Source organism: Nonomuraea pusilla, assembly GCF_900109355.1.
Classification (GTDB): Bacteria; Actinomycetota; Actinomycetes; order Streptosporangiales; family Streptosporangiaceae; genus Nonomuraea; species Nonomuraea pusilla.
This window is the reverse complement of sequence record NZ_FOBF01000007.1, coordinates 72,796-97,243: the sequence shown is the minus strand read 5'-3', so window position 1 is coordinate 97,243 and position 24,448 is coordinate 72,796. Positions and strand designations below refer to the sequence as shown.

The following is a 24,448-nucleotide window of genomic DNA, read 5'->3' as shown; positions in this document are numbered from 1 at the left end:
GAGCACCGTCGCCGCGTCTTCGCGGTAGGAGGCCGAGCCGATCGATGCCGAGCGTCTACTGCACGCAGTGCGGGCACGCCAACCCCGAGGATGCCCGTTTCTGTTCCCGCTGTGGGTCACCGCTGACCAGATACGAGGTCTCCGGGGACACCACATCGACGATCTCCGTCGCGGGAATCGAGGCGTACGAGGCTGAGACCGGCGACATGCTGCTGGCCGAGCGGGCGCTGGTGGAGCAGCTCCCGCCGGGCACGGCGCTGCTCTCGGTCACCAGGGGGCCCAACCAGGGCAGCCGGTTCCGCCTCGACAAGGACCTCACCACCACGGGGCGCCACCCCGAGAGCGACATCTTCCTCGACGACATCACGGTTTCGCGCCGCCACGTCGAGTTCTACCGCCACCCCGGCGGCCAGTTCTCGGTGCGCGACGTCGGCAGCCTCAACGGCACGTACGTCAACAGGGAGCGCATCGAGGAGGTCCCGCTGCACTCCGGGGACGAAGTGCAGATCGGCAAGTTCCGCCTCCTCTTCCTGACGCGGGGCAACGCCGGCGCATGAGCTCGCAGGCGGCACGCTCGCACATGAGCATCGGGGAGGTGCTCGCGCTGCTCCAGGGCGAGTTCCCCGACGTGACGATCTCCAAGATCCGGTTCTTGGAGGGCGAGGGGCTGATCGAGCCCGAGCGCAGCCCCTCCGGCTACCGCAAGTTCACCCACCTGCACGTGGAGCAGCTCCGCTTCATCCTCACCGAGCAGCGCGACCACTACCTGCCGCTGCGGGTGATCAAGGACAGGATGGCGGAGAACTTCGGCCGTCCCCGGGCCGTCCAGACCAAGCAGGAGGTGCGGCTGAGCCGGGCCGAGCTGCTGGAGGCCGCCGGCATCGACGAGGAGGCCCTCGACGAGCTGGAGGACTACGGCCTGCTCGCCCCGGTGGCCAGGCGCTACGACGAGGAGGCGCTGAAGGTGGCCCGCAGCGTCGGCGCGCTGGCCCGCTTCGGCCTGCACGCCCGGCACCTGCGGGCCGTCAAGGCGGCGGCGGAGCGCGAGTGCGGCCTGGTGGAGCAGGCGGTCGCCCCCATCCTCAAGCGCCGCGCCCCCGGAGCCATCGGAGAGGCCGACGAGGCGGCCAGAGAGCTGTCGAAACTCCTGCTGGACCTGCACGAAGCCCTTGTACGTACCGGAATCAGGTCGGTCCTGGGCCGATGAGGGCGTAGCCACCCCACAGCCGGGGCGCATTCCACCCGCCTCGGGTGTTACGTTGAAATGCAGAAGCTGACCGGCAAATAGCTGAGCCGGGTCACCGGCCAGCCGATCATGGAGCAGCCCGTGTTGCAGATGGAGGTCGTGGGCGTTCGCGTAGAAATGCCCACAAATCAGCCGATCGTCTTGCTCAAGGAGGCACACGGGGAGCGGTTCCTTCCGATTTGGATTGGCATGACCGAGGCGACGGCCATCGCCCTGGCCCAGGCGGAGGAGCCGCCGCCGCGGCCGCTCACCCACGACCTGTTCAGGGACGTGCTGAGCGCTCTCGGCGTGGGCCTGCGCGCCGTCAACATCGTCGCCCTGCGCGACGGCATCTTCTTCGCCGACCTCGTGTTCTCCAACGGCGTCGAGGTGAGCGCCCGCCCGTCCGACTCGATCGCGCTCGCGCTGCGCACGGGCGCGCGCATCTTCGCCAGCGAGGAGGTCGTCCAGGAGGCGGGCGTCGTCATCCCCGACGACCAGGAGGACGAGGTGGAGAAGTTCAGGGAGTTCCTTGACACGATCACTCCCGAGGACTTCGGCCGGGCGGGGTAGGTATTTCAGTGCATTTACGCTTCACGACGCGCCGAGCCGGATCGTTGACTGCGCATGGTCACGGTCCTACGGTGCAAGTGAAACCCGTGGTCGCCCTTTACGAACCCCCAGATCAGGCCGCGGGATGAGAGAAGCCGGAGGTCCGCGTGGCGGTCAGCAGCGGCGAGGGAAGAACGGCCGGCCAGGAAGATCCGGTGCGGCGCGAGAGCGCCCGGCAGCGTGCCGGGGAGCAGGGTCTGCTCTTCGACGAGCAGCCCAAGGCGCTGCCGGAGGACATCGGCTACCGCGGCCCCACGGCGTGCGCGGCGGCCGGCATCACGTACAGGCAGCTCGACTACTGGGCGCGCACCGGCCTGGTCGAGCCGACGATAAGGGCGGCCCACGGCTCGGGCTCCCAGAGGCTCTACAGCTTCCGCGACATCCTGGTGCTCAAGGTCGTCAAGCGCCTGCTCGACACCGGGGTCTCGCTCCAGCAGATCCGCACCGCCGTCCAGCATCTGCGTGACCGCGGCGTCGCCGACCTCGCGCAGATCACGCTCATGAGCGACGGGGTCAGCGTGTACGAGTGCACCTCGGCCGACGAGGTGATCGACCTCCTGCAGGGCGGCCAGGGCGTGTTCGGCATCGCGCTGGGCCGCGTCTGGCGCGAGGTCGAGGGATCCCTGGCGGAGCTGCCGGGGGAACGGGCGGCGGTCGAGGACGACGTCCCGGCCGACCACCCCGCTGACGAACTGGCCCGCAGGCGGCGCGCCCGCCGCATCGGCTGAGCAGGGCTCACCCGGCCCGTCGCCCGGGGTGAGGCGCTGGAAGAGGGCACAGCATAGTAATCTAGGACGTAAGGCTGACGACCCCGTGCGGGAGAGTCCCCGGGGTCACCCGGGGCGCCGAAGGAGCAACCCTCCCCGGAATCTCTCAGGCAGCCGGTACCGCTCGGGTGAGGCAACTCTGGAAAGCAGGTGCGCCCGCCAGGCGCACCTCACCGACGGTGCAAGCCCCCCAGGGGGTGAAGCTCTCAGGTCGCGACGACGTCGCGATGACAGAGGGGGAGATCCGGCACTCGTCCGCGCTCTGGCGCCGGTCTCCAGCCTCGGGAGGCACACTCCATGTCCGACCTGTCCGCACTGCCGTTCTCGTCCCGGCACATCGGCCCCTCCGAGTCCGAGCAGCAGCGCATGCTCGAAACCGTCGGGTTCGCCTCCGTGGCCGATCTGGTGGCCGTGGCCGTCCCCGAGGCCATCAGGGCCAAGGACCACCTCACGCTCCCCGCCGCCGCCGGCGAGAGCGAGGCCATCGCCGACCTGCGCGCCCTGGCCGGGCGCAACCGCGTGCTCACCTCCATGATCGGCCTGGGCTACTACGACACGGTGACCCCGGCCGTCATCCGGCGCAACCTGCTGGAGAACCCGGGCTGGTACACCGCCTACACGCCGTACCAGCCGGAGATCTCGCAGGGCCGCCTGGAGGCGCTGCTCAACTTCCAGACCATGGTGTCCGACCTGACCGGCCTCGACGTGGCCGGCTCCTCCCTGCTGGACGAGGCCACCGCCGTGGCCGAGGCCATGACGCTGGCCCGCCGCGCGAGCAAGGCCAAGAGCGACGTGTTCGTGGTCGACGCCGACGCGCTGCCGCAGACCAAGCGGGTGCTCGCCACCCGCGCCGAGCCGCTCGGCATCACCCTCGTCGAGCACCCGCTCGACGACGGCGAGCTGCCCGAGTGCTTCGGCGTGCTCGTCCAGTACCCGGGCGCCTCCGGCCGGCTGCGCGACTTCCGCGACCTGGCCGCCCGCGCCCACGAGGCCGGCGCGCTCGTCGTGGCCTCCGCCGACCTGCTCGCGCTCACCCTCGTCGCCGCGCCGGGCGAGCTCGGCGCCGACATCGCCGTCGGCTCGTCGCAGCGGTTCGGCGTGCCGTTCGGCTTCGGCGGCCCGCACGCCGCGTACATGGCCGTACGCGAGGGCCTGCAGCGGCAGATGCCCGGCCGCCTGGTCGGCGTGTCGGTCGACGCCGACGGCGCCCCCGCCTACCGGCTCGCCCTGCAGACCCGCGAGCAGCACATCCGCCGCGAGAAGGCCACCAGCAACATCTGCACCGCCCAGGTGCTGCTCGCCGTGATCGCCGGCATGTACGCCGTCTACCACGGCCCCGACGGCCTGCGCAGGATCGCCAGGCGCGTGCACCGGCACGCCGTCGCGCTCGCCGAGGGGCTGCGCGAGGGCGGCCTGGAGGTCGTGCACGGCCAGTTCTTCGACACCGTCCTCGTCCGCGTGCCCGGCCGGGCCGCCGAGGTGGTGGCCGCGGCCGCCGAGCGCGGCGTCAACCTGTGGGCGGCCGACACCGACCACGTCCTCGTCGCCTGCGACGAGAAGACCGGCGCCGCCGAGCTGGCCGCCGTGTGGGGCGCGTTCGGCCTCGACCGCGCCGGCGTGGACCTGGAGCAGGGCCACGACGCGCTGCCCGCGGGCCTGCTGCGCGAGTCGGAGTACCTCACCCACCCCGTCTTCCACAGCCACCGCTCCGAGACGGCCATGCTGCGCTACCTGCGCAAGCTGCAGGACAAGGACATCGCGCTCGACCGCTCCATGATCCCGCTCGGCTCCTGCACCATGAAGCTGAACGCGACCACCGAGATGGAGCCCATCACCTGGCCCGAGTTCGCCGGCGTCCACCCGTACGCGCCGGAGGAGCAGGCCGAGGGCTACCGGGAGCTGATCGGCACGCTGGAGGGCTGGCTGGCCGAGGTCACCGGCTACGACGCCGTCTCGCTGCAGCCGAACGCCGGCTCCCAGGGCGAGTTCGCCGGCCTGCTGGCCATCCGCGCCTACCACCAGGCCAACGGCGACACCGGCCGCGACGTCTGCCTCATCCCGTCGTCGGCGCACGGCACCAACGCCGCCAGCGCCGTCATGGCGGGCATGCGCGTCGTCGTCGTCGCCTGCGACGACAACGGCAACGTGGACCTGGCCGACCTCGACGCCAAGATCACCAAGCACCGTGACCAGCTCTCCGCGATCATGGTGACGTACCCCTCGACCCACGGCGTGTACGAGGAGACGATCACCGAGATCTGCGCCAAGGTGCACGAGGCCGGCGGCCAGGTGTACGTCGACGGCGCCAACCTCAACGCGCTCGTCGGCCTGGCCAAGCCCGGCGAGTTCGGCGCGGACGTCTCGCACCTGAACCTGCACAAGACCTTCTGCATCCCGCACGGCGGCGGCGGCCCCGGCGTCGGCCCGGTCGCGGTGCGCGCCCACCTGGCCGAGTACCTTCCCGGCCACCCGCTGCGCGACGGCACCCCGGTCGGCCCGGTGGCCGCCGCGCCGTACGGCTCGGCCGGCATCCTGCCGATCTCGTGGGCCTACATCCGCATGATGGGCGCCGAAGGCCTCACCGCGGCCACCGAGCAGGCGATCCTGTCGGCCAACTACCTGGCCAGGCGGCTCGCCCCGCACTACCCGGTGCTCTACACCGGGCGCGGCGGCCTGGTGGCCCACGAGTGCATCGTGGACCTGCGGGAGATCACCAAGGAGACCGGCGTCACCGTCGACGACGTCGCCAAGCGCCTCATCGACTACGGCTTCCACGCCCCCACCATGTCGTTCCCCGTGGCCGGCACTCTCATGATCGAGCCCACGGAGAGCGAGGACCTCGCGGAGCTCGACCGATTCGCCGACGCCATGATCGCGATCAGGCAGGAGATCGCCAAGGTCGCCTCCGGCGCGTACGACCGCACCGACAACCCGCTGCGCAACGCGCCGCACACGGCCGCCTCGGTCGCCGCGGACGAGTGGAGCCACCCGTACTCCCGCACCGAGGCCGCCTACCCGGTGCACTCGCTGCGCGACGGCAAGTACTGGGTGCCGGTGCGCCGCATCGACCAGGCGTACGGCGACCGCAACCTCGTCTGCGCCTGCCCGCCGCTGGAGGCGTACGAGGACTGACGGCCCCCTCCGACCGGGTTCCCCGCCCGCGGCGTGCCTGCCACGCCGCGGGCGCCGTCGTTCGCGGGGCCGTCCGACGGGCCGGCAGTCGAGGGGAAGAACCGGGCAATCGGGGTGAGTGAGTCCTTCTCCGTCAAGTGAGCAGACATGATCGTCAGAAGTCGTTAGGCTCTGTGCGACCGTGGCAGAAGGAGCCCCCTTGACGTCCTCAGAGCTGGAGACGCCGCCCCTCGACACCGCCCGCCGCCTCGCCGAGCACGGCGACCTCGACGGCGCCGCCGCGATACTGGCCGAGCTCGCCGCCGACCCCGACGCCCCCGACCGGGCGCAGGCCGCCGTCGGGCTGGCCGTGGTGCTGGAAGAACGCGGCGACCTCGAAGGGGCCCGCGCCGCCGCCAGAACCGCCCTGGCCACCGGCCACCCCGAGTACGCCGCCCAGGCGGCCTGCCACCTCGGCCAGGGCTTCGAACGCGAGGGCCGCCCCGAGCAGGCCAGAGCCGCCTGGCAGGCCGTCCTCGGCGTCGGCACGCCCGCGTACATGCCGCTGGCGCACCTCGCGCTCGCCCGCCTCGCCGGGCAGGCGGGCGACCTCGACGAGGCCGAGCACGAGCTGCGCTCCGCCGCGCGGACGGCCGTGGGGTCGGGCGACGAGCCGACGGCCGCGCACGCCGCGCAGCAGCTCGCCGAGCTGCTGATCGAACGGGGCGAGCCGGGGGAGGCCGCCGCCGTGCTCATCGACGCGCTGGAGATCGCCCCCGCCGGGGAGGCGCCCAGGCTGCGGGTCCAGCTCGGCATCGCGCACCTGGAGCTGGCCTGCGCGGAGTTCGCGGCGGCCCTGGAGGAGGGCGCGGGCGACTCCGGTGCGGCCGGCGCCGCCCCCGACCCCGGCATGACCGCCCTGGCCGTGGAACTGCTGGCCCGCACGCTGCCGCTGCGTGGGCGCGACGACGACGCCGGGCGGGTGTGGACGTACGGGCTGGAGCACGAGGACGAGACGCTGGCCGCCGAGGTGCGCCTGCGCTACCACCGCGACACCTGACCCACGCCCCCGGGGCGCGTCGTGGCGGGCCGGGGTCAGTCGCGGCGGGCCACCGCGAGGGCGGCGGCCACGTTGATGACGGCGATCGCCAGCCACGTCACGATGAGGCCGACGAGGCCCGAGTTGCTGGACGCGATCGACGTGAGCGGGACGCCGAGCACCAGCGACCCGATCGCCACGGGGATCATCGTCGCCGCGCCGCTCCTCTGGCCCTTCCCCGGCTTGCGGGACGCCGCGCCCTCGGCCGCGAGCTCGGCCCGCACCCGCGCCGCGATGGTGGCGTCGAGCCGCTCCACGAACGAGTCGATGAGCGCGGCTTCGTACTCGGGGCCGAGGTCGCGGCGGGCGTCGAGGGTGGCCTGCAGGTCCTCACGCAGGGGACGCATGTCTGGCATGGACGTCATCATCCCCTGCCGGGGGACGCGCCGTCATCCACCTTGAGGGCTATGGTCGGGTCATCCCCAGGTACGGTGCTGCCATGGAGATCATCACTCCGCGTGGTCCCGCCCTGGCGCAGGTGGACGAAGCGGCGCGGCCCCGGCTGCTGCTGGTGCTCACGCACGGGTCGGCCGGGGGAGTGGACGCGCCCGACCTGCTGGCGGTGCGCGACGCCGCGCTCGGCGTGGGGGCGACGGTGGCCAGGGTGACGCAGGCGTTCAGGGTGGCCGGGGCCAGGGCGCCGGGCTCGCCCGCCCGTCAGGACGAGGCCTGGGAGGTGGTCGTGGCGGCCCTGCGCGAGCGCCTGCCGGGCCTGCCGCTCGTCCAGGGCGGTCGCAGCAACGGCGCGAGGGTGGCCTGCAGGACGGCGAAGGCTGTGGGGGCCGAGGCCGTGGTGGCGCTGGCGTTCCCCCTGCATCCTCCCGGTCGGCTGGAACGGTCGAGGGCGGAGGAACTGCGCGGGGCCGGGGTGGACGTGCTGGTGGTGAACGGGGACCGCGACCCCTTCGGCGTGCCCGACGCGGCGGACGCCGCGCGGCTGGTCGTGCTGCCGGGGGAGGGGCACGACCTGAAGAAGGACCCCGCCCGGGTGGGCGAGGTCGTGGCCGACTGGATCGCCGGACGGATGGCCCGCCACCCCTGAGAGCCGCCGCCTCGGGGTCGGCGCGTGAGCGGCGACCTGCCTGGGGCTGCGCCTCCGCGGTCGCGGTGCGGCGACCGCGACTGAGGGCCGGGCCTCGGTGATCGCTGCAGTGAGCGGCGACCACGGCTGAGATGTGGGGCTACGCCTCAGCGATCGCTGTGCCTGCCCGACGGCTGTGCCTGCCCGACGGCTGTGCCTGCCCGACGGCTGTGCCTGTGCGACGGCTGTGCCTGTGCGGTGGTTACGCCTGGGCGGCGGCCACGACGGGCCGGTGCGGGGCGATGGCGGCGCCGCTGGGCAGCAGCTCGCCGGTGTCCTCGAACAGGACCACGCCGTTGCAGAGCAGGCTCCAGCCCTGCTCGGGGTGGCAGGCGAGGGTGCGCGCCTTGTCGCGGTCTGGCGCCTCGGCGTCCGGACAGGCCGGGTCGTGCGGGCACATCGGCGTGCCTCCGATATCTCGTGGTGCTCCCGGGCGGAGGGGGTGGGAGCGGCTCGGGTGGTTCTGTGGCAAGTGTGTGCGTGCGACACATCGTCCGACATAGCCCTTTCGGGCTGTTACGTGATGATGTCGGGGCGGTGTGACCTTCGACACAGCGTGCCGTATGCAGGATAACGGGCCAAGCGCGACACGCGCACTAGGTTTGCCATCCCTTGAGCAACGCGTCGAGCCCACGTTCGAAGTCGAGATCCGCTCTTTCGTCGCGTCTGATCCATTCGTCCACTTCTGGGTCGGCCCAGCCTGATTGCTGCACCTCGACGGCGACGCTGCCGAACACGAACGCCCGCAGCGAGCGCACCGCCTCCGCCGCGTTCTCCAGCCCGCCGTCGGCCAGCTGCTCGGTCTGCTCCCTGATCGCCAGCGACGTGGCGCCCTTCGGGGGCTTGGTCATCGCGAGGGCGAGCACGCCGGGATGGTCGCGCAGCAGCTCCCTGCTCGCCCTGCACCACGCCCGCGCGGTGTCCTGCCAGGTGGCGCCCTGCTCCACCTGGACGGCCGTCACGTGCTCGGCCAGGGCGTCCATCAGCGCCTCCTTGCCCCGGGGCAGGTGGTGGTAGATGGCCATGGCCTCGACCTGCAGCGCGTCGCCCAGGCGGCGCATCGTCAGCCTGCGCAGGCCCTGGGTGTCGGCGATGTGGAGCGCGGCCTCGAGGATGCGCTCACGGGACAGGGGGACCGGAGGTCTCTTGGCGGGCATGGTGATCATCTTACTATGTAAAGGGGGGCGCGCCCGGTCCGGTTACGGGGCGTGTCGCGGAAGCGCGTACCCTTGTCCGTTGACAGCAGACGAAGCGTGAAGGGGCAAGTCGATGGCGTTTTTCCGTCCGCGGGTGAGCCGCGAGGCCGAGGTCCGCTACCACGCGGACCTGGAGATCTCCAAGAGCTTCCCCGAGCTGCTCGACAAGGCCAGGGAGGCCGAGCAGACGCTGCGCGAGCTGCAGGCGGCCGACGCGGACGAGATCGAACTGCGCGCCGCCGGCCTGGCGCTCGACAAGGCGCTCACCGAGGCGCTGCGGGCCGCCGAGGCGGGCCAGCGGGGCGCGTTCGGCGTGAAGGCGTACGACGACCGCATCGCCCGCCGCAAGGCCCGCGCCACCCCCGTGGGCGCCATGTGGACCGACGAGGTCAACCGGCTGCGCACCCTGCGCGAGCAGAACCGCCTCTGGGGCATCCCGCGCCTGCCCCGCCCGGTCCCCGCGGCCGGCTGACCGCACCGACACGGAGAAGCCCCGGCACGATGGACGTGCCGGGGCTTCCGTGTGCCATGCCCCCGAATCGGGCGTCGCGAGGTGCGGGGCCGTTCAGGTGAGCGGGCGCCGCGGGGTGCGGGGCCGTTCAGGTGACGTTCAGGTGAGCGGCATCCCGCGCGCGGGTCCGTACGGGTGAGCGCGGTCCGTTCGGGTGAGCGGGCGGCGCGGGGTCCGGGTCAGCTGGCCCAGTCGAGCAGCGGGCGGGTGTTGCTGGGGTGGCGCAGCTTGGACAGCGACTCCTTCTCCAGCTGCCTGATCCGCTCGCGGGTGAGACCCATGTACTTGCCGATCTCGTCCAGCGTGTGCGGCTTGCCGTCCACCAGCCCGAACCGCAGCGCCATGATCTTCGACTCGCGCGGCGACAGGTTGTCGAGGACGCCCCTGAGCTGGTCGCCCAGCAGCTGGCGGTCGACGATCTCCGACGCCTCCGGCGAGTCGACGTCCTCGATGAGGTCGCCGATCGTGGTCTCGCCGTCCTCGCCGATCGTCGCGTTCAGCGAGATCGGCTGGCGGCTCGTGCGCAGCAGCTCCTCGATCTGGTCGGGGGTCTTGTCGAGCTCCACGGCCAGCTCCTCGGGCGTGGGCTCGCGCCCCAGGCGCTGGTGCATGTCGCGCTCGATGCGCGAGAGCTTCGAAAGCATCTCCAGGACGTGCACCGGCAGGCGGATCGTCCGGGCGGAGTCGGCGAAACCGCGCTGGATGGCCTGCCTGATCCACCACATCGCGTACGTGGAGAACTTGAAGCCCTTGGTGTAGTCGAACTTCTCGACCGCCCTGATCAGACCCAGGTTGCCCTCCTGGACCACGTCGAGCAGGGACATGCCGCGGTCGGTGTACTTCTTGGCCACCGACACCACCAGCCGGAGGTTGGCCTCCAGCATGTGGTCCTTGGCGTCCTTGCCGTCGCGTACGACCATCTCCAGGTCCTCGCGGACGGAGTCGGGCAGGTCCTGCTCGCTCTCCAGCTTGTACTCGGCGTACAGGCCGGCCTCGATGCGGCGGGCGAGCTCCACCTCCTGGGCGGCGGTCAGCAGGGTGCGGCGGCCGATGGACTTCAGGTACGTGTGCACCGAGTCGCCCATGACCGACTGGTTGTCGTCGAGGTCGAGCGGCTCGTTCTCGAGCTCGACGTCCTCGGCGGCGAGCTCGGCGTCGTCAGGGACGACGTCCTCGAGGTGCTCGGGCTTGGGGTCTGCGGGAGTTTTTGCCTCGGACGCCTTGCGCCGGGTAGCCTTCGGCGTGGAAGACTTCCTGGGCTTCGGCGTCGCCGTCTTCTTCGCGGGCTTGCTGGGAGTCGTGTGGCCGAGCGTGGGCTCGTTCTCGGCGGCCAGGCTCACACCGGCCTCGGAGAGCTCGCGCAGGATCGTACGGCCCTCGGCGGGGCTGATGCCGGCATCGGCGAACGCGTCACGCAGCTCCGCGAGAGAAAGGTGACCCTGGTCTCGCCCTCGTTCAATCAGCTGGTCGAGAGTCGCGGGTGGGGTCGCCACGGCGGTCTTGGGCATGAGGACACCTCCTCCATACGGAGTCGAAGCGATCAGGCTGTTGTGGCAGACAGGTGGTGGTGGGCCGGTCCGGGCCGCACGCCGCACCGTTATCAATAACGCCGTCTGCCGCCATTTGTTCCCGCCGGATCAAAAAAGGGGCGGATCGCCCAAACGGCCACCGCCCCAGAGGCCCGCACAGGCGCCGCCCGCAGGCTCTGACAAGCGCTGCCCGCAGGTCCGCACGGGCGTCGCCCCGCAGGTCCGCACGGGCGCCGCCTCCCCTGGTCAGCGCGGGCGCCGGCCCTGCGGGAAAGATCTACTCGGCGACCTCGAACTCGCCGGGCTTCACCTCGGGCATCGGCATCGGCTCCGCGCCGTCCATGCGCTCGCCCGTCCAGTAGTCGAGGGTCTTGCCGGGGTCGGGGTTGACCTCGGTGGAGACGACCACGCCGTCGCTCGGCCGCGCAGACGGCTCCGTCGGCTGCCGGTCCGGGCCGGCCGGCGCCCCGCGCTCGACCACGGCCCTCGTCTCCTCACCTGCCCGAGCGAGCCTGCCCGCGGAGGCGGCCGCCGCTACGGACACGCCTGCGACGGTGATGACACCGACGACGGCCGCGGACGCCCACATCTTGCGGGTCTGGTTCATGAAGGCTCCCTTCGCGCTCTTGCCACTATGACGCAGGCGCAAGTCATCAGGTTCCTGCCCGAAGCCGGACCAGGTCGGTCTTGCCGTTCTCCAGCAGAGGCAGCCGGTCGAGCAGCCGCAGCGCGCGCGGCGCCGCGTACGGCGGCAGGCGGTCCTCGCAGTACGCCCGGAGCTGCGCCAGCGTGGGCGGCGTCACCGGGTCGGCGGGCACGACGACGGCGGTCACGACCTCGCCCCACTCCGGGTCGGGCCGCCCGACCACGGCCACGTCGGACACCTCGGGGTGGGCGGCGAGCACCCGGGCCACGGCGCCCGCGACCACCTTCTCGCCGCCCGTGTTGATCACGTCGTCGGCCCTGCCCAGCACGCGCAGCCTGCCCCCGGCCAGCTCGCCCAGGTCGGAGGTGACGAACCAGTCGCCGTCGAACGGCGCGGGCTCGCCCGAGCGGTAGCCGGAGAACAGCACCGGCCCGGCGACCCTGACCCGGCCGTCGTCGCCGATCTTGACGTCGACGTGGTCGAGCGGGCGGCCGTCGTACACGCAGCCGCCGCAGGTCTCGCTCATGCCGTACGTGGTGACGACGCGCGCGCCGAGGTCTCTGGCGCGTTCCAGGAGGCCGGGTGCGGGCGCCGCGCCCCCGAGCAGGATCGTGCGGAACACCGACAGGTCGGCGGCCGCCTCGACCAGCCGGTGGAGCTGCGTGGGCACCAGCGAGACGTGGTCGGCGCCCGAGCCGAGCACGGCGCCCGCGTCGAACCGTTCGTGGACGATCGGCTCGGTCTCCGACAGCAGGGCGCGGACCACCACCTGCAGCCCGGAGACGTGGGAGACGGGCAGGCAGCACAGCCAGCGCTCGCCCTTGGAGGCGCCGAGGCGCCGCAGCGAGGCCGCGGCGGAGGCGCGCAGCGCCCGGGCAGGGAGCATGACGCCCTTGGGCGCGCCGGTGCTGCCGCTCGTGGCGATCACCACGGCCACCTGGCCGGGCACGCCCAGGCCGCCGGGCCGGGGCTCGCCGTCGACGTGGGTGGGACGCAGCGCCGCGAGCACCGGCCCCGCGGACGCGGAGGGCAGGGGGAGCAGCGCGGGACCCTCGCCCGACAGCGCGTCGCGCACCGCCGCGACGACCGCCGGGCCCTGCGGCGCCGTGAGGGCGTTCAGCGGGCGGTCCGGATGCGACGGGTTGCTCCACATGCTCGTAAGGTTAGTGGCGAAACATGGGGCACAGGCGCCAGGGAGGGTCGTGGAACGTTCGCCCGTGGTCTTCCGGATTCCGATGAGCACGCGGTTCCGGGGGCAGACCGTCAGGGAAGGCGTGCTGCTGCGCGGCCCGGCGGGCTGGGGCGAGTTCTCGCCGTTCCCCGAGTACGGCCCGCGCGAGTGCGCCCGCTGGCTGGCGTGCGCCCGCGAGGCCGCCTTCGAGGGCTGGCCCGAGCCGGTGCGCGACAGCGTCCCCGTCAACGCCACCGTCCCCGCCGTCGGCCCCGAGCGGGCCCACGCGATCGTCACGGCCTCCGGCTGCGCCACCGCCAAGGTCAAGGTGGCCGAGCCGGGCCAGACGCTCGACGACGACCTGGCCAGGGTCGAGGCCGTGCGCGACGCCCTCGGCCCGTCGGGGAAACTGCGCGTCGACGCCAACGGCGCCTGGGACGTCGACGAGGCCGTCAGGCGGCTGAAGCTGCTCGACCGCTTCGAGCTCGAATACGCCGAGCAGCCCTGCGCCACCCTCGACGAGCTGGCCGCCGTGCGCCGCGCCTGCGACGTGCCCGTCGCCGCCGACGAGTCCATCCGCCGCGCCGAGGACCCTCTCCGCGTCAGGGCGGCGGAGGCCGCCGACATCGCCGTGGTGAAGGTGCAGCCGCTGGGCGGCGTGCGCGCGGCGCTTCGGGTGGTGGAGGCGTGCGGGCTGCCCGCGGTCGTCTCCAGCGCCGTGGAGACCTCCGTGGGGCTGGCCGCCGGGCTGGCGCTGGCCGCCGCGCTGCCGTCGCTGCCGTACGCGTGCGGCCTGGGCACGCTGGCGCTGCTGACCGGCGACGTCGTGGACGACCCGCTGGTCCCCGTGGACGGCAGGCTGGCCGTCCGCCGTCCCCCCGTCGACCCCGCCCGCCTGGCGGAGTGCACGATCGACTCGCCCGCGTGGCTGCGCAGGATGCAGGAGGCCGCCCAGTGAACCCCGCCACCGCGCTGGCCACCGTGCTGGTCGACGAGCTGGTGCGCTGCGGGCTCACCGACGTGGTGCTCGCGCCCGGCTCCCGCTCGGCCCCCCTGGCGCTCGCGCTGCACGCCGAGTCGCGGGTGCGGCTGCACGTCCGCATCGACGAGCGGTCGGCGTCGTTCCTGGCGCTGGGCCTCGCCAAACGGTCCGAGCGGCCGGTCGCGCTGGTCTGCTCGTCGGGCACGGCCGCGGCCAACTTCCACCCCGCCGTGATCGAGGCCGCCGAGTCGGGCGTGCCGCTGCTCGTCCTCACCGCCGACCGGCCGCCCGAGCTGCGCGGCACCGGCGCGAACCAGACGATCGACCAGCTCAAGCTGTTCGGCACGGCGACGCGGTGGTTCGCCGAGGTGGGGGTGCCCGAGGACCGCCCGGGGCAGGTGGCGTACTGGCGGTCGCTGGCCTGCCGCGCCTACCAGCGCGCGTGGGGGCCCGACGCCGGGCCCGTCCACCTCAACCTGGCCTTCAGGGAGCCGCTCATCCCCGACGGCGACACCTCGTGGTGCGAGCCGCTCGACGGCGGCGCCGACGGCCCGTGGGTGCGCACCAGGGTGGCGCCGCCGCCCGTCGCCCTGCACCTGCCGCCCACCAGGCGCGGCGTGCTGGTGGTCGGCGACGGCGCGGCCAACGTGCGCCGCTACGTCGCCGCCGCCGGCATGGCGGGCTGGCCGGTGCTGTCGGAGCCCAACGGCGGCGGACGCTACGGCGACCACGCGATCTCCACCTACCACTTCCTGCTCGGCATGCCCGAGTTCGCCGAAACGTACCGGCCCGACGTGGTGGTCACGCTCGGCCGTCCCGGGCTGTCGCGCCCGCTCATGTCGTGGCTGAAGCGGGCCGACGAGCACATCGTGGTCGCGCCCGACCTCGGCAGGTGGCCCGACCCGACCAGGTCCGCCACGCAGGTGGCGCAGGCCGTGGAGATCCCGGTCGCGTCCGGCGACGACGCGTGGCTGCACGCCTGGCGGCAGGCCGACCAGGTGGCGAGGGCCGCCGTGGACGACGTGCTCGACGCGTCCGGCATGAGCGAGCCGCGCGTGGCCCGCGACCTGGCCGACGCCCTGCCCAACGGGGCGCTGCTGTTCTGCGGCTCGTCCATGCCGATCCGCGACCTGGAGCAGGCCATGCGGCCCAGGCGCGGCCTGCGGCTGATGGCCAACAGGGGCGCCTCGGGCATCGACGGGCTCGTCTCCACCGCGATGGGGGCGGCGCTGGCGCACAACGGCCCCTCGTACGCGCTGCTCGGCGACCTGTCGTTCCTGCACGACCAGAACGGGCTGGTGCTCGGCCCGCGCGAGCCGCGGCCCGACCTGTGCCTGGTCGTGGTCAACAACGACGGCGGCGGCATCTTCTCGCTGCTGCCGCAGGCGGCGCTGCGCGACCCGTTCGAGCGGGTCTTCGGCACGCCGCACGGCGTGGAGCTCGCGTACGCGGTGGCGGCGAGCGGCACGCCGTACACGCTGGTCGAGGAGATCACCGACCTGCCGAAGGCGCTGCGCGGCAGCGGGCCGCGCGTGGTGGAGGTGCGCACCGGCAGGGAGGCGAACGCCGCCGTGCACGCGCGGCTGCGCGAGGCGGCGCACGACGCCGTCCGCGCGTTCCTCGCCGGCTAGCGGTCCCTGGCCTGCCCGGGGGCCTCGCCGGGTAGCGGCCCCCGACCTGCCCGGGTGGGCGGGTCAGCCGGCGAGCGCCGGCAGCAGGCGGTTCAGCGGGCCGTCGAGGCCCCAGCGGTCGGCCAGCGCCACCAGCGCCTCCGGGTCGCGTGGCGCGGCCGGCAGCGACAGGTCGGCGGCCGGCAGCGGCGCGTCGTGCGCCACCTTCACCACGGCGGGCGCGGCGCGCAGGTAGTCGCGGGCCGCCGCGAGCCGGGTGCGGCTGCCCGCGGGGAAGCCCTCGGTGACGCCCGCGTCGAGCGCCTCCAGCAGCGCCTCCAGCGTGCCGAACCGGGTGATCAGCGCGGCGGCCGTCTTCTCGCCGACGCCCGCCACGCCCGGCAGGCCGTCGCTGGGGTCGCCGCGCAGCACCGCGAAGTCGCCGTACGCGCGGCCCGGGATGCCGTACTTGGCGGTGACGAACGCCTCGTCCACCACCTGGAGGTTGCGCACGCCGCGCGCGGTGTACAGCACGCGCACCGGGCGGCGGTCGTCGACGAGCTGGAACAGGTCGCGGTCGCCGGTGACGATCTCCACCGCGCCCGCCGCCCGGTGGGTGAGCGTGCCGATGACGTCGTCGGCCTCGTAGCCGGGCGCCTCCAGGCGGGCGATGCCCAACGCGTCGAGGACGTCCTGGATGACCGCGATCTGCGGCACCAGCGTGTCGGGCACCTGCTCGGCGTCGCCCTGCGCCACCCGGTGCGCCTTGTACGACGGGATCGCCGCCACCCGGAAGGCGGGCCGCCAGTCGGCGTCCATGGTGGCGACGAGCTCGGCGGGGGAGTGGCCGCGCACCAGCGTGGCGATCATGTCGATCAGGCCCCGCACCGCGTTCACCGGGGTGCCGTCGGGGGCGGTGATCGACTCCGGGACGCCGTAGAAGGCGCGGAAGTACAGCGACGGGGTGTCGAGAAGCATCAGCACCCGCCCAGTATGCCCACCCCCAGCACGCACGCGTCGTCCTCCGGGTTGGGGCCCCCGATCGCGGCGACCAGCCGGTCGAGTCCCGCGTCGAGGTCGCCGCAGGGCAGGTCGCGCGCCGCGCCGAGCAGCAGGTCGAGTCCCACGTCGATGTCGCGCGTGCGCCGCTCGACCAGGCCGTCGGTGAACAGCAGCAGCACGTCGCCCGCCCGCAGCGGCGTGGCGGCGGGCTCGTACGCGCGCCCCGAGGTGGCGCCCAGCAGCACGCCCCGCGGCTGCCGCAGCCGGGTGGCCACGCCGTCGCGCACCAGGATCGGCGCGAGGTGCCCGGCCTGCCCCCAGGTGAACATCCGGGTGCGCGGGTCGAGGTGGCCGATCACGGCGGTGGCGGTGGTGTCCCTGAGCTGGTGCAGGACGAGCTCGTTGAGCCAGCCGAGCAGCCGGTCGGGCGGCTCGCCGGTCATCGACAGGCCGACCAGCGCGTGGCGCAGCTGGGCCATGCGGGCGATGGCGGGCAGGCCGTGGCCGGAGACGTCGCCGATGGCGAGCATCACCCGCCCGTCGGGCGCGCAGGCGGCCTCGAACCAGTCGCCGCCCAGGTTCGCGGTCTTCTCGGCGGGGACGTACCGGACCGCCACCGCGGTGTCGGGCAGGTCGAGGCAGCCGGTCGGGGCGGGCAGGATGGCCTCGCGCAGCGCCAGCATGACGTGGCGTTCCTCGGCGGCCCGCTCGCGCGCCTCCAGCAGCTGGCGGCGCGACTCGGACATCATGCGCTCGGCGCGGCGGCGGCCGGTGATGTCCTGGATGACGCCGTGCAGGCCGGTGTGGCCGCCGGGCGCCGTGAGCGGTTCAAGCACCATGCGCAGGTCGCGCAGCTCCCCGCCGCGCCGGATGCGGAACTCCGCCTGCACCGGCTCGACGCCGCGCAGCGCGTCCCAGACCAGGCGGTCGATCGCGCGGGCGTCGCGCGGCTCGACGTGGCGGGGCAGCTCGGGCAGCGGGATGGGGCCGCGGTCCGGGTCGCGGCCGAAGATGGCGTACACCTGGTCGGACCAGATGGTCTCGCCGGTGCACAGGTTCCACTCCGTCCAGCCCATGTTGCCGAGCCGTTGCGCGTGCGCCAGCCGCACCGCGAGCAGCTCCGCGTCTGACTCGTGCCCGACCAGCTCGGCCGCGCCTGCGACGTCGACCATAAGTCTCACTCTCGGACGTGCGATGGACCCGGACAATTGGCCCCACAATACGTGACCGAACGGGGGCGGAGGGTAGCCGTCCCTTGCCGCGTGGTCAGACCTTTTCATGGATTTTAGGAGGCGGGGTCCGAGTAGATTGGGCCTGTGACGTCCTCAGACCTGTATCCCGTGTCCCGGCTGGCCGCCGTCCAGGAGGCCACCGCCAAGGCCGGCCTCGACGCGCTCCTGCTCACCCCTGGCCCCGACCTGCGCTATGTCACCGGCTACGACGCCAAGCCGCTGGAGCGGCTCACCTGCCTGGTCGTGCCCGCCTCGGGCGAGCCGTACATGATGGTGCCCCGCCTGGAGCTGCCCGCCGCCGAGGCGTCGCCGGCCTCCCGGCTCGGGCTCGAGTTCGTGGCCTGGGACGAGACCGACGACCCTTACGCCGTCGCCGCCAAGCGGCTCGGCCAGGCGGCCAGGGTGGGCCTCGCCGACCGCATGTGGGCCATGTCGTCGCTGCGCTTCCGCGAGGTGCTGCCGGGAGCCGAGCAGGTGCTGGCCGGCACGGTGCTGCGCGACCTGCGCACCCGCAAGTCGCCCGCCGAGGTGGCCGCGCTGCGCGAGGCGGGCGCGGCGATCGACGCCGTGCACCGGCAGGTGCCCGGGTTCCTGCGGGCCGGACGCACCGAGCGCGAGGTCGGCCGCGACATCGCCGAGGCGATCCTCGCGGCCGGGCACGCCACGGTCGACTTCGTCATCGTCGCCTCCGGGCCGAACGGCGCGAGCCCGCACCACGACGTGTCCGACCGCGTCATCCAGGCGGGCGAGCCGGTCGTCGTCGACATCGGCGGCCAGCTGCACAACGGCTACTGCTCCGACTCCACCCGTACGTACTGCGTGGGCGAGCCGCCCGCGGACTTCGCCGCGTACTACGAGGTGCTGCGCCAGGCCCAGGAGGCCGCCTGCGCGGCCGTGCGGCCCGGCGTGCCGTGCGAGTCGATCGACGCGGCGGCCCGCGACGTGATCGCCGAGGCGGGCTACGGCGAGTACTTCATCCACCGCACCGGGCACGGCATCGGCATCGAGACGCACGAGGAGCCGTACATCGTGGCGGGCAACGCCGAGCCGATGCGTCCCGGCTTCGCCTTCTCCGTCGAGCCCGGCATCTACCTGCCCGGCCGGCACGGCGCCAGGATCGAGGACATCGTCGTGTGCACCGAGGACGGCGGCGAGCGGCTCAACGACACGCCGCGCGACCTCGTCATCGTCTAGCACGTCCCGAGGGCGGTGGCGGGTGTTCACACGCGTCTCGTACGCGATCAGAGCGGGGTCGGCCGGGCGTCCCTGCGAGGACCTCGCCGTGGCGGGGCCGTCCTGGGCCGTCGTGATCGACGGCGCGACGGCCCCGCCGGGGCCGGGCGGCGGGTGCGTCCACGGGGTGGCGTGGCTGGCGGCGCGGCTCGGCGGCGCGCTCGCCGCCGGGCTGTCGGCGCGGCCGCAGACCGGGCTGGCCGAGCTCCTGTCCGACGCGGTCACGGCCGTGACGGCCGCGCACGGCGGCGCCTGCGACCTGGACGACCCCGACTCGCCCTCGGCCACCGTGTGCGTGGTGCGCCTGTCCGGGGATCGGCTGCACTACCTCGTCCTCGGTGACTCGCCGGTGGCCTTCCTGCGCCGCGACGGCACGGCCGAGGTGGTCGCCGACGACCGGCTGGAGCGGCTGCCCGGCGGGCGGCCGTACCCGCTGGAGCTGGTGCGCCGGCTGCGCAACGCGCCCGGCGGCTTCTGGGTGGCGGGCAACCGTCCCGAGGCGGCGGGCCAGGCGCTCGCGGGCGCGGTGGACGCGCGGGAGCTGGCCGGGGTGGGCCTGTTCACCGACGGGGTGGCCAGGCTGGCCGACTGGTACGGGTGGAGCTGGGAGTCGGTGCTGACCCGCCTGGCGGGGGAGGGGCCGGAGGCGCTGATCGCGGCGGTGCGGGAGCTGGAGCGCACCCGGGGGCCCGTGTGGGGCAAGCTCCACGACGACGCGACGGCCCTGTGGTGCGGCCTGCCCGACGTCCCCTGAGGCGCGGGGCGGATCGCGGGGGCCTCTGGCCGGATCATCGCGCGGGCCGGTCCGAGGCGGCGCGGGCCCGAGCGGTGGCCGGTCCGAGGTGGGGCGGGGTGGTTCGAGGGGTCCGGCGGTTCGGCGCGGGGTGGTTCGAGGGGTCCGGCGGTTCGGCGCGGGGTGGTTCGAGGGGTCCGGCGGTTCGGCGCGGGGGTGACGGGGTGTGGCCGGCGTGGGGTGGCCGGCGCGGTGGGATATTGCCGACTTTGGGGGCGAATCCTGCTAACTGTCCTGTTGGACGACATGACAGTCTTCTTTACGGTATGACATGAAGTAGACGATTTGGGCAGACAGACCCTACAAACCGTGACATTTTGTTTCTTGCGGATGATCGCGGCTTGAGTGAAAAATGTGGCGTTGCTAGGTTGTCCCGATGCCAGGCATGTGGTCCGGCCCCCCTCACCCGCCCTTGACAGGTCTCCTGACCGTGACGCCGCGTCCGGGAGGCGGGGCGCGGTGTGCGTGGCGCCGGCCGCGCGACACGTACAGGCGGTGCAGATGATCCTCGGTCGCCCCGACCCCCGGCGGGTCCCGACCGCGATCAAGATCTTGGTCGCGGGCGGCTTCGGCGTGGGCAAGACCACCATGGTGAGCGCCGTCTCCGAGACGCGCACCCTGCGTACCGAGGAGACCCTGACGCACGCCGGCGCCGACGTGGACGACCTCGCGGGCGTCGAGGCCAAGCGCACCACCACCGTGGCCATGGACTTCGGCCGCATCACCATCCGCGACGACTACATGCTCTACCTGTTCGGCACCCCCGGCCAGGAGCGGTTCTGGTTCGTCTGGGACGAGCTGGCCATGGGCGCGCTCGGCGCGGTCGTGCTGGCCGACACCCGCCGTCTGGCCGACTGCTTCCCGGCCGTCGACTACTTCGAGAAGCGCGGCCAGCCGTTCGTGGTGGCGCTCAACTGCTTCGACGGTCTCATGCCGTTCACCATCGGCGAGGTACGCGACGCCATCGGCCTGGACCCGGACACCCCCGTCGTCCGCTGCGACGCCCGCAGGCGCGACTCGGGCAAGGAGGTGCTCATCACGCTCGTCGAGCACGCGATGAACCGGGGAGCCACCCCGGTCGGGACGATGTCGTGACCGTTTGCGGCTAGATTTGACCGATGGAGGAGATCGACCGCCGCATCGTCGCGCTGCTGGCCCACGACGGCAGGATGAGTTTCACCGACCTGGCCAGGGAGACCGGGCTCTCGGTCTCCGCCGTGCACCAGCGCGTACGCCGGCTGGAGAAGCGCGGCGTGATCCGCGGTTACGCCGCGATCGTCAACCATGACGCCATCGGCCTGCCGCTGACCGCGTTCGTGTCCATCAAGCCCATCGACCCGGCCGCGCCCGACGACGCGCCCGACCGGCTGGCCCACCTGACCGCGATCGAGGCGTGCCACAGCGTCGCGGGCGATGAGAGCTACATCCTCAAGGTGCGGGTCGCCTCACCCGTGGCCCTGGAGGACCTGCTGCAGCAGATCCGCGCCTCGGCGCACGTCTCGACCCGCACCACGGTGGTGCTCAGCACGCCGTACGAGCACCGCGCCCCGGTGGTCGCGGGCGAGCCCGTCTCCGGCCAGGAGAGCCACGACTGACGCGGCGACCACGGCCGGGCTCTCGGTGTGCGGCGACCTGGCCACGGGCCAGAGGCCGTCCGCGGCCTGTTCGGGGGCGAGGCCGTTGAGCACCGCGAGCGTCACCCGCTCCGCCTAACGGTCGACGTCCTCCGCCCCGTCGAGGCGCATGTGCCCGTCGGCCACGAGCCGCGCCGGCCCTTGCACCGCCGCCCACACCACGAACTCCGCCCCCGGCCGCACGGCCGCGGGCAGGTGGCCGCCCTTCGCCAGCCGGTCCAGCTCGGCCGCGAGCACGTCGTACGGATGCGGCGACACGGCCGCCGCCCGCCGCCCGCGAGGCCGGCGATGGCCGGCTCCTCGACGGCCCACCTCACGTAACTGCGGCCGTACTCGATGACTCCGGACGGCCCGTCGGGCGCCCGGCCGACGTCGCGGGACAGACGCTCGGCGAGCCGGACGAGGAGGCGCTCGTGGAGCGCCGCCATGAGCGAGTCGCGCGAGTCGAAGCGGTGGTGGGCGGCGCTCGGGCTCACCCCGACCCGCACGCTGGCCTCGCGCAGCGACCAGCCGTCGGCGCCCTTCTCGCGGATGAGCTCCTCGGCGGCGTCGAGCAGGGCGGTCCTGAGGTCTCCGTGGTGATGTCGCCTCGGCCCCGGCGCCGCTCGTCCAGGGGGAGCCGGTCGAGGTGGCCGAAGGCGTGCACGTCATCCCCGACCGCCGCGTGCCGCTCGTGCCGAACGTCGGCATCGTCGTCGGCGAGCGCGCCGGACTCGTGATCGACACGGGCCTCGGGCCCAGGAACGGCGCGTACGTGCCGGAGCAGGCCCGCAGCCTGCTGGGCGCGGTACCTGACGGCCACCCGCTTCCACCCCGGGCACGGGTCCGGCGCGCAGGCGTTCAAGGGGGAGGCGACCATCGTGTGCAACCGCTCCCAGAGTGAGGAACTGCGGCGGAAGGGGGCCGCGTACCTGGACATGTTCGCCGGCCTCGGCCCGCGGATCGCGGCCGAGCTCGCGGACGTGGAGCTCGTCGACCCGGACGTCGTCCACGACGCGCCGCCGAGATCGACCTCGGCGGGCGGCGGGCGGCGGGCGGCGGACGGAACTGCGGACGTGGGGCGCCGCGCACACCGGCTCCGACCAGACGGTGCTCGTCGACGGCCGGGTCCTGTTCTGCGGCGACCTGGTCGAGACGCGGATGTTCCCGATCGCGCCGTACTTCCCGCCGTACGACGCCGACGTGGACGCCGACCACTGGATCACCGTGCTCGACCGGCTCCTCGCGCTCGGCCCGGCCGCCGTCGTGCCCGGCCACGGCGAGGTCGCGGACGCCGGCCTGCTCACGGAGGTCGGCGACTACCTCCGCCGCGTACGGTCCAGGACCGCCGAACTGAAGGCGGCCGGCGCGTCGGAGGAGCAGGCCGTGGCCGCGCCCCGGCCACGAGGAGCTCACCGGCCTGGCGTCCGGTCCCGGAGGCGACGACCGGCCCGGGCCCGTGGACGTCGCGCAGGTCTTACGAAGTGCGGAACGATCGGCTGCTCCTGGCCTCCTCCAGGCTGGCGGATGCCAGGCTGCACACCGTGAACCGCCGCACCGTGCCGGCCGTCGCGGTGCTCGCCGCCCTGGTGGCCGTCCTCGTCCTCGCCTTCGTCACGGGCGCGCTTGCCTGGTACGCCGCCGCCTGGGCGCTGTTCGCCGTGGCGCTCGCCGCCCTGCGCGGCGTGCCGTCGCCGGTGGCCGGGCGGCTGGTCCTGGCCGGCGGCCTGGCCGCCGTCGCCACCGGGCTGCTCGCCCCGCCCGCCACCAGCACCGATTCCTTCCGCTACGCCTGGGACGGCCGCGTCCAGTCCGCCGGGCTCTCGCCCTACGACCGCCCGCCGTCCGACCCCGCGCTGGCCGGGCTGCGTGACGGCTGGCTCTTCCCCGGCTGCGCGGAGGGCCGCTTCTACCCGCTGCCGGACGGCGGCTGCACCCGGATCAACAGGCCCACGGTGCACACGATCTATCCGCCGCTGGCGGAGGCGTACTTCTGGCTGGTGGACCGGCTCTCGCCGAGGGACGCCCGGCACAAGCCGTTCCAGGTGGGCGGCGCGCTGGCGGCGACGGCGACGTCGGCCGTGCTGCTGGCGGCGGCGCGCCGGCGCGGGCGTGAGCGCCTGGCGGCGTGCTGGGCATGGTGCCCGGCGGTGCCGATGGAGGCGGTGAACAACGCGCATGTGGACGCCTTGGCGGTCGCGGCGGTCGCGCTGGCCCTCGCCCTCCCGCTCGCACCCCGGTCGCGCCCGCCCGGTGTGCCGGGGCCGGGCGCGGCGGGGGCCGTGCCGGCGGGCGAGGCGGGGGGCCTGTTCCGGGGGCTCGTCCGGGGGGTGGTGCTCGGTGCGGGGATCGCGGTGAAGCTGTCGCCCGCTGTGGTGCTGCCTGCCCTGCTGGCGGGCCGGCTGTCAGACTCGCGGCGGCGCCGCCGCCTCGGGCCCGGTCTCGCCGCCGTGGGCGCGGCCCTGGCGGTGGTGGGGGCGGCCTACCTGCCGTACGTGCTGCTGTCGCACGGCTCCGTGCTCGGCTACCTGCCGGGGTACGCGGCCGAGGAGGGGTACGCCGACGCGGCGGCCCGCGGGCGCTACGCCCTGCTGAGGCTGGTGCTGCCCGACGCGTGGGCGCCGCCCGCCGCGCTCGTGGTGCTGGCGGCGGTGTCGGTCCGGGTGCTCCTGCGGGGCGACCCGGAGCGGCCCTGGCGGGGGGCGCTGGAGGTGTCAGGGGCGGCGTTCCTGGTGCTGACCCCCGGCTACTCCTGGTACGCGCTGCTCGTCGTGGCGCTGGTCGCGCTGGACGGCCGGGTGGAGTGGCTGGGAGTGGCGGCGGCGTCCGCGGCCGCCTATCTGACGGGCGCGGGGACGACCGCGTACGCCGTGGCCGCGGCGGCGGTCGCGGCCGGCATGTGGCTGCGCCGCCCCCGCGACCCCCTGACGCCGCCCCGCGGACCGGTCACACCGCCCCCGCCCCGTGACGACGCCCCGCGGACCGGTCACGCCGCCCCCGCCCCGTGACGACGCCCCCGAGGGCCGTCACGCGGC

General features: G+C 73.9%; 26 protein-coding genes and 1 riboswitch. Of the genes, 17 read left to right on the top strand and 9 right to left on the bottom strand.

The genetic code is table 11. The annotated features are described in order from the left end of the window. The first annotated feature begins 44 nt into the window (after nucleotides 1–44). From BMX74_RS16815 to BMX74_RS16790, 6 genes are all read left to right on the top strand, one after another. A complete protein-coding gene (locus tag BMX74_RS16815; protein ID WP_055502495.1) occupies nucleotides 45–557 on the top strand; it encodes an FHA domain-containing protein in 513 nt (170 codons plus the stop codon). 23 nt (nucleotides 558–580) lie between these two features. After that, the gene (gene ftsR, locus BMX74_RS16810; protein WP_055502494.1) at nucleotides 581–1,207 is read left to right on the top strand and encodes a transcriptional regulator FtsR; all 627 of its coding nucleotides are present in this window, start codon (nucleotides 581–583) and stop codon (nucleotides 1,205–1,207) included. 120 nt (nucleotides 1,208–1,327) lie between these two features. Continuing rightward, complete coding sequence (locus BMX74_RS16805; protein WP_020539830.1) at nucleotides 1,328–1,798, top strand: bifunctional nuclease family protein; 471 nt, start codon at nucleotides 1,328–1,330, stop codon at nucleotides 1,796–1,798. Nucleotides 1,799–1,944: 146 nt separating this feature from the next. Continuing rightward, entirely contained in the window at nucleotides 1,945–2,565 is a 621-nt protein-coding gene (locus BMX74_RS16800; protein ID WP_055502492.1) for a MerR family transcriptional regulator, read from the top strand. A gap of 78 nt (nucleotides 2,566–2,643) precedes the next feature. Continuing rightward, a riboswitch (glycine riboswitch) is annotated at nucleotides 2,644–2,737 on the top strand. A gap of 164 nt (nucleotides 2,738–2,901) precedes the next feature. Continuing rightward, nucleotides 2,902–5,736 (top strand): aminomethyl-transferring glycine dehydrogenase, encoded by a 2,835-nt coding sequence (gene gcvP / locus BMX74_RS16795; protein ID WP_055502491.1) that lies wholly within the window; start codon nucleotides 2,902–2,904, stop codon nucleotides 5,734–5,736. Between the two features lie 199 nt (nucleotides 5,737–5,935). Then, a complete protein-coding gene (locus tag BMX74_RS16790; RefSeq protein ID WP_055502490.1) occupies nucleotides 5,936–6,775 on the top strand; it encodes a tetratricopeptide repeat protein in 840 nt (279 codons plus the stop codon). A 35-nt stretch (nucleotides 6,776–6,810) separates the two neighbouring features. On the opposite strand, the gene BMX74_RS16785 is transcribed toward BMX74_RS16790, so the two are convergent. After that, entirely contained in the window at nucleotides 6,811–7,170 is a 360-nt protein-coding gene (locus tag BMX74_RS16785; RefSeq protein ID WP_218153975.1) for a hypothetical protein, read from the bottom strand. A gap of 83 nt (nucleotides 7,171–7,253) precedes the next feature. On the opposite strand from BMX74_RS16785, the gene BMX74_RS16780 reads away from it, so the two are divergent. Continuing rightward, a complete protein-coding gene (locus BMX74_RS16780; protein ID WP_091101320.1) occupies nucleotides 7,254–7,856 on the top strand; it encodes an alpha/beta hydrolase family protein in 603 nt (200 codons plus the stop codon). A 241-nt stretch (nucleotides 7,857–8,097) separates the two neighbouring features. On the opposite strand, the gene BMX74_RS16775 is transcribed toward BMX74_RS16780, so the two are convergent. Together BMX74_RS16775 and BMX74_RS16770 are read right to left on the bottom strand one after the other, a co-directional pair. Further along, a complete protein-coding gene (locus BMX74_RS16775) occupies nucleotides 8,098–8,295 on the bottom strand; it encodes a DUF5999 family protein (protein ID WP_055502487.1) in 198 nt (65 codons plus the stop codon). A 196-nt stretch (nucleotides 8,296–8,491) separates the two neighbouring features. Beyond that, nucleotides 8,492–9,052, bottom strand: coding sequence for a TetR/AcrR family transcriptional regulator C-terminal domain-containing protein (locus BMX74_RS16770; RefSeq protein ID WP_055503927.1), 561 nt, complete (start codon nucleotides 9,050–9,052; stop codon nucleotides 8,492–8,494). 112 nt (nucleotides 9,053–9,164) lie between these two features. On the opposite strand from BMX74_RS16770, the gene BMX74_RS16765 reads away from it, so the two are divergent. Beyond that, entirely contained in the window at nucleotides 9,165–9,563 is a 399-nt protein-coding gene (locus tag BMX74_RS16765; protein WP_055502486.1) for a hypothetical protein, read from the top strand. 218 nt (nucleotides 9,564–9,781) lie between these two features. Here BMX74_RS16765 and BMX74_RS16760 read toward each other — a convergent pair whose 3' ends face one another. The 3 genes from BMX74_RS16760 to BMX74_RS16750 all read right to left on the bottom strand — a co-directional run bounded on the left by BMX74_RS16760 (nucleotide 9,782) and on the right by BMX74_RS16750 (nucleotide 12,930). Continuing rightward, the gene (locus BMX74_RS16760) at nucleotides 9,782–11,110 is read right to left on the bottom strand and encodes an RNA polymerase sigma factor (protein ID WP_091101318.1); all 1,329 of its coding nucleotides are present in this window, start codon (nucleotides 11,108–11,110) and stop codon (nucleotides 9,782–9,784) included. Nucleotides 11,111–11,408: 298 nt separating this feature from the next. Continuing rightward, nucleotides 11,409–11,738, bottom strand: coding sequence for a hypothetical protein (locus BMX74_RS16755; RefSeq protein WP_055502484.1), 330 nt, complete (start codon nucleotides 11,736–11,738; stop codon nucleotides 11,409–11,411). A 46-nt stretch (nucleotides 11,739–11,784) separates the two neighbouring features. Then, entirely contained in the window at nucleotides 11,785–12,930 is a 1,146-nt protein-coding gene (locus BMX74_RS16750) for an AMP-binding protein (protein WP_091101315.1), read from the bottom strand. Between the two features lie 64 nt (nucleotides 12,931–12,994). On the opposite strand from BMX74_RS16750, the gene BMX74_RS16745 reads away from it, so the two are divergent. Continuing rightward, on the top strand, nucleotides 12,995–13,906 hold the full coding sequence (locus tag BMX74_RS16745) for an o-succinylbenzoate synthase (protein WP_256257009.1): 912 nt from the start codon (nucleotides 12,995–12,997) through the stop codon (nucleotides 13,904–13,906). Continuing rightward, nucleotides 13,903–15,561, top strand: coding sequence for a 2-succinyl-5-enolpyruvyl-6-hydroxy-3-cyclohexene-1-carboxylic-acid synthase (gene menD, locus BMX74_RS16740; protein WP_055502482.1), 1,659 nt, complete (start codon nucleotides 13,903–13,905; stop codon nucleotides 15,559–15,561). The genes BMX74_RS16745 and menD overlap by 4 nt, the downstream gene beginning before the upstream one ends. A gap of 63 nt (nucleotides 15,562–15,624) precedes the next feature. Here menD and BMX74_RS16735 read toward each other — a convergent pair whose 3' ends face one another. Together BMX74_RS16735 and BMX74_RS16730 are read right to left on the bottom strand one after the other, a co-directional pair. Further along, nucleotides 15,625–16,518 (bottom strand): 5'-3' exonuclease, encoded by an 894-nt coding sequence (locus tag BMX74_RS16735; protein WP_091101619.1) that lies wholly within the window; start codon nucleotides 16,516–16,518, stop codon nucleotides 15,625–15,627. Continuing rightward, the gene (locus BMX74_RS16730; protein ID WP_055502481.1) at nucleotides 16,518–17,714 is read right to left on the bottom strand and encodes a PP2C family protein-serine/threonine phosphatase; all 1,197 of its coding nucleotides are present in this window, start codon (nucleotides 17,712–17,714) and stop codon (nucleotides 16,518–16,520) included. The genes BMX74_RS16735 and BMX74_RS16730 overlap by 1 nt, the downstream gene beginning before the upstream one ends. 144 nt (nucleotides 17,715–17,858) lie before the next feature. Between BMX74_RS16730 and BMX74_RS16725 the strand changes: the two genes are divergently transcribed. The 4 genes from BMX74_RS16725 to BMX74_RS16710 all read left to right on the top strand — a co-directional run bounded on the left by BMX74_RS16725 (nucleotide 17,859) and on the right by BMX74_RS16710 (nucleotide 21,395). Then, nucleotides 17,859–18,968 (top strand): M24 family metallopeptidase, encoded by a 1,110-nt coding sequence (locus BMX74_RS16725; RefSeq protein WP_177227372.1) that lies wholly within the window; start codon nucleotides 17,859–17,861, stop codon nucleotides 18,966–18,968. Nucleotides 18,969–18,990: 22 nt separating this feature from the next. Further along, the gene (locus BMX74_RS16720; protein WP_091101311.1) at nucleotides 18,991–19,761 is read left to right on the top strand and encodes a protein phosphatase 2C domain-containing protein; all 771 of its coding nucleotides are present in this window, start codon (nucleotides 18,991–18,993) and stop codon (nucleotides 19,759–19,761) included. 540 nt (nucleotides 19,762–20,301) lie between these two features. Then, on the top strand, nucleotides 20,302–20,895 hold the full coding sequence (locus BMX74_RS16715) for a GTP-binding protein (RefSeq protein WP_055503924.1): 594 nt from the start codon (nucleotides 20,302–20,304) through the stop codon (nucleotides 20,893–20,895). A 23-nt stretch (nucleotides 20,896–20,918) separates the two neighbouring features. Then, nucleotides 20,919–21,395 (top strand): Lrp/AsnC family transcriptional regulator, encoded by a 477-nt coding sequence (locus BMX74_RS16710; protein ID WP_055502478.1) that lies wholly within the window; start codon nucleotides 20,919–20,921, stop codon nucleotides 21,393–21,395. A 114-nt stretch (nucleotides 21,396–21,509) separates the two neighbouring features. Here the strand turns inward: BMX74_RS16710 and BMX74_RS45675 are convergent, their stop codons facing one another. Continuing rightward, nucleotides 21,510–21,692, bottom strand: coding sequence for a hypothetical protein (locus BMX74_RS45675; protein WP_256256989.1), 183 nt, complete (start codon nucleotides 21,690–21,692; stop codon nucleotides 21,510–21,512). Nucleotides 21,693–22,062: 370 nt separating this feature from the next. Here BMX74_RS45675 and BMX74_RS44985 point away from each other — a divergent pair, with 370 nt between their 5' ends. From BMX74_RS44985 to BMX74_RS16695, 3 genes are read left to right on the top strand one after another with little or no spacing between them, the layout of a single operon-like run. After that, a complete protein-coding gene (locus tag BMX74_RS44985; RefSeq protein WP_218153974.1) occupies nucleotides 22,063–22,317 on the top strand; it encodes an MBL fold metallo-hydrolase in 255 nt (84 codons plus the stop codon). After that, nucleotides 22,314–22,961, top strand: coding sequence for an MBL fold metallo-hydrolase (locus BMX74_RS45665; RefSeq protein WP_256256987.1), 648 nt, complete (start codon nucleotides 22,314–22,316; stop codon nucleotides 22,959–22,961). The genes BMX74_RS44985 and BMX74_RS45665 overlap by 4 nt, the downstream gene beginning before the upstream one ends. Next, nucleotides 22,898–24,421 carry a glycosyltransferase 87 family protein gene (locus BMX74_RS16695; RefSeq protein ID WP_256256986.1) on the top strand — a complete coding sequence of 508 codons (1,524 nt, stop codon included), beginning with the start codon at nucleotides 22,898–22,900 and terminating at the stop codon, nucleotides 24,419–24,421. The genes BMX74_RS45665 and BMX74_RS16695 overlap by 64 nt, the downstream gene beginning before the upstream one ends. Nucleotides 24,422–24,448: the final 27 nt, after the last annotated feature.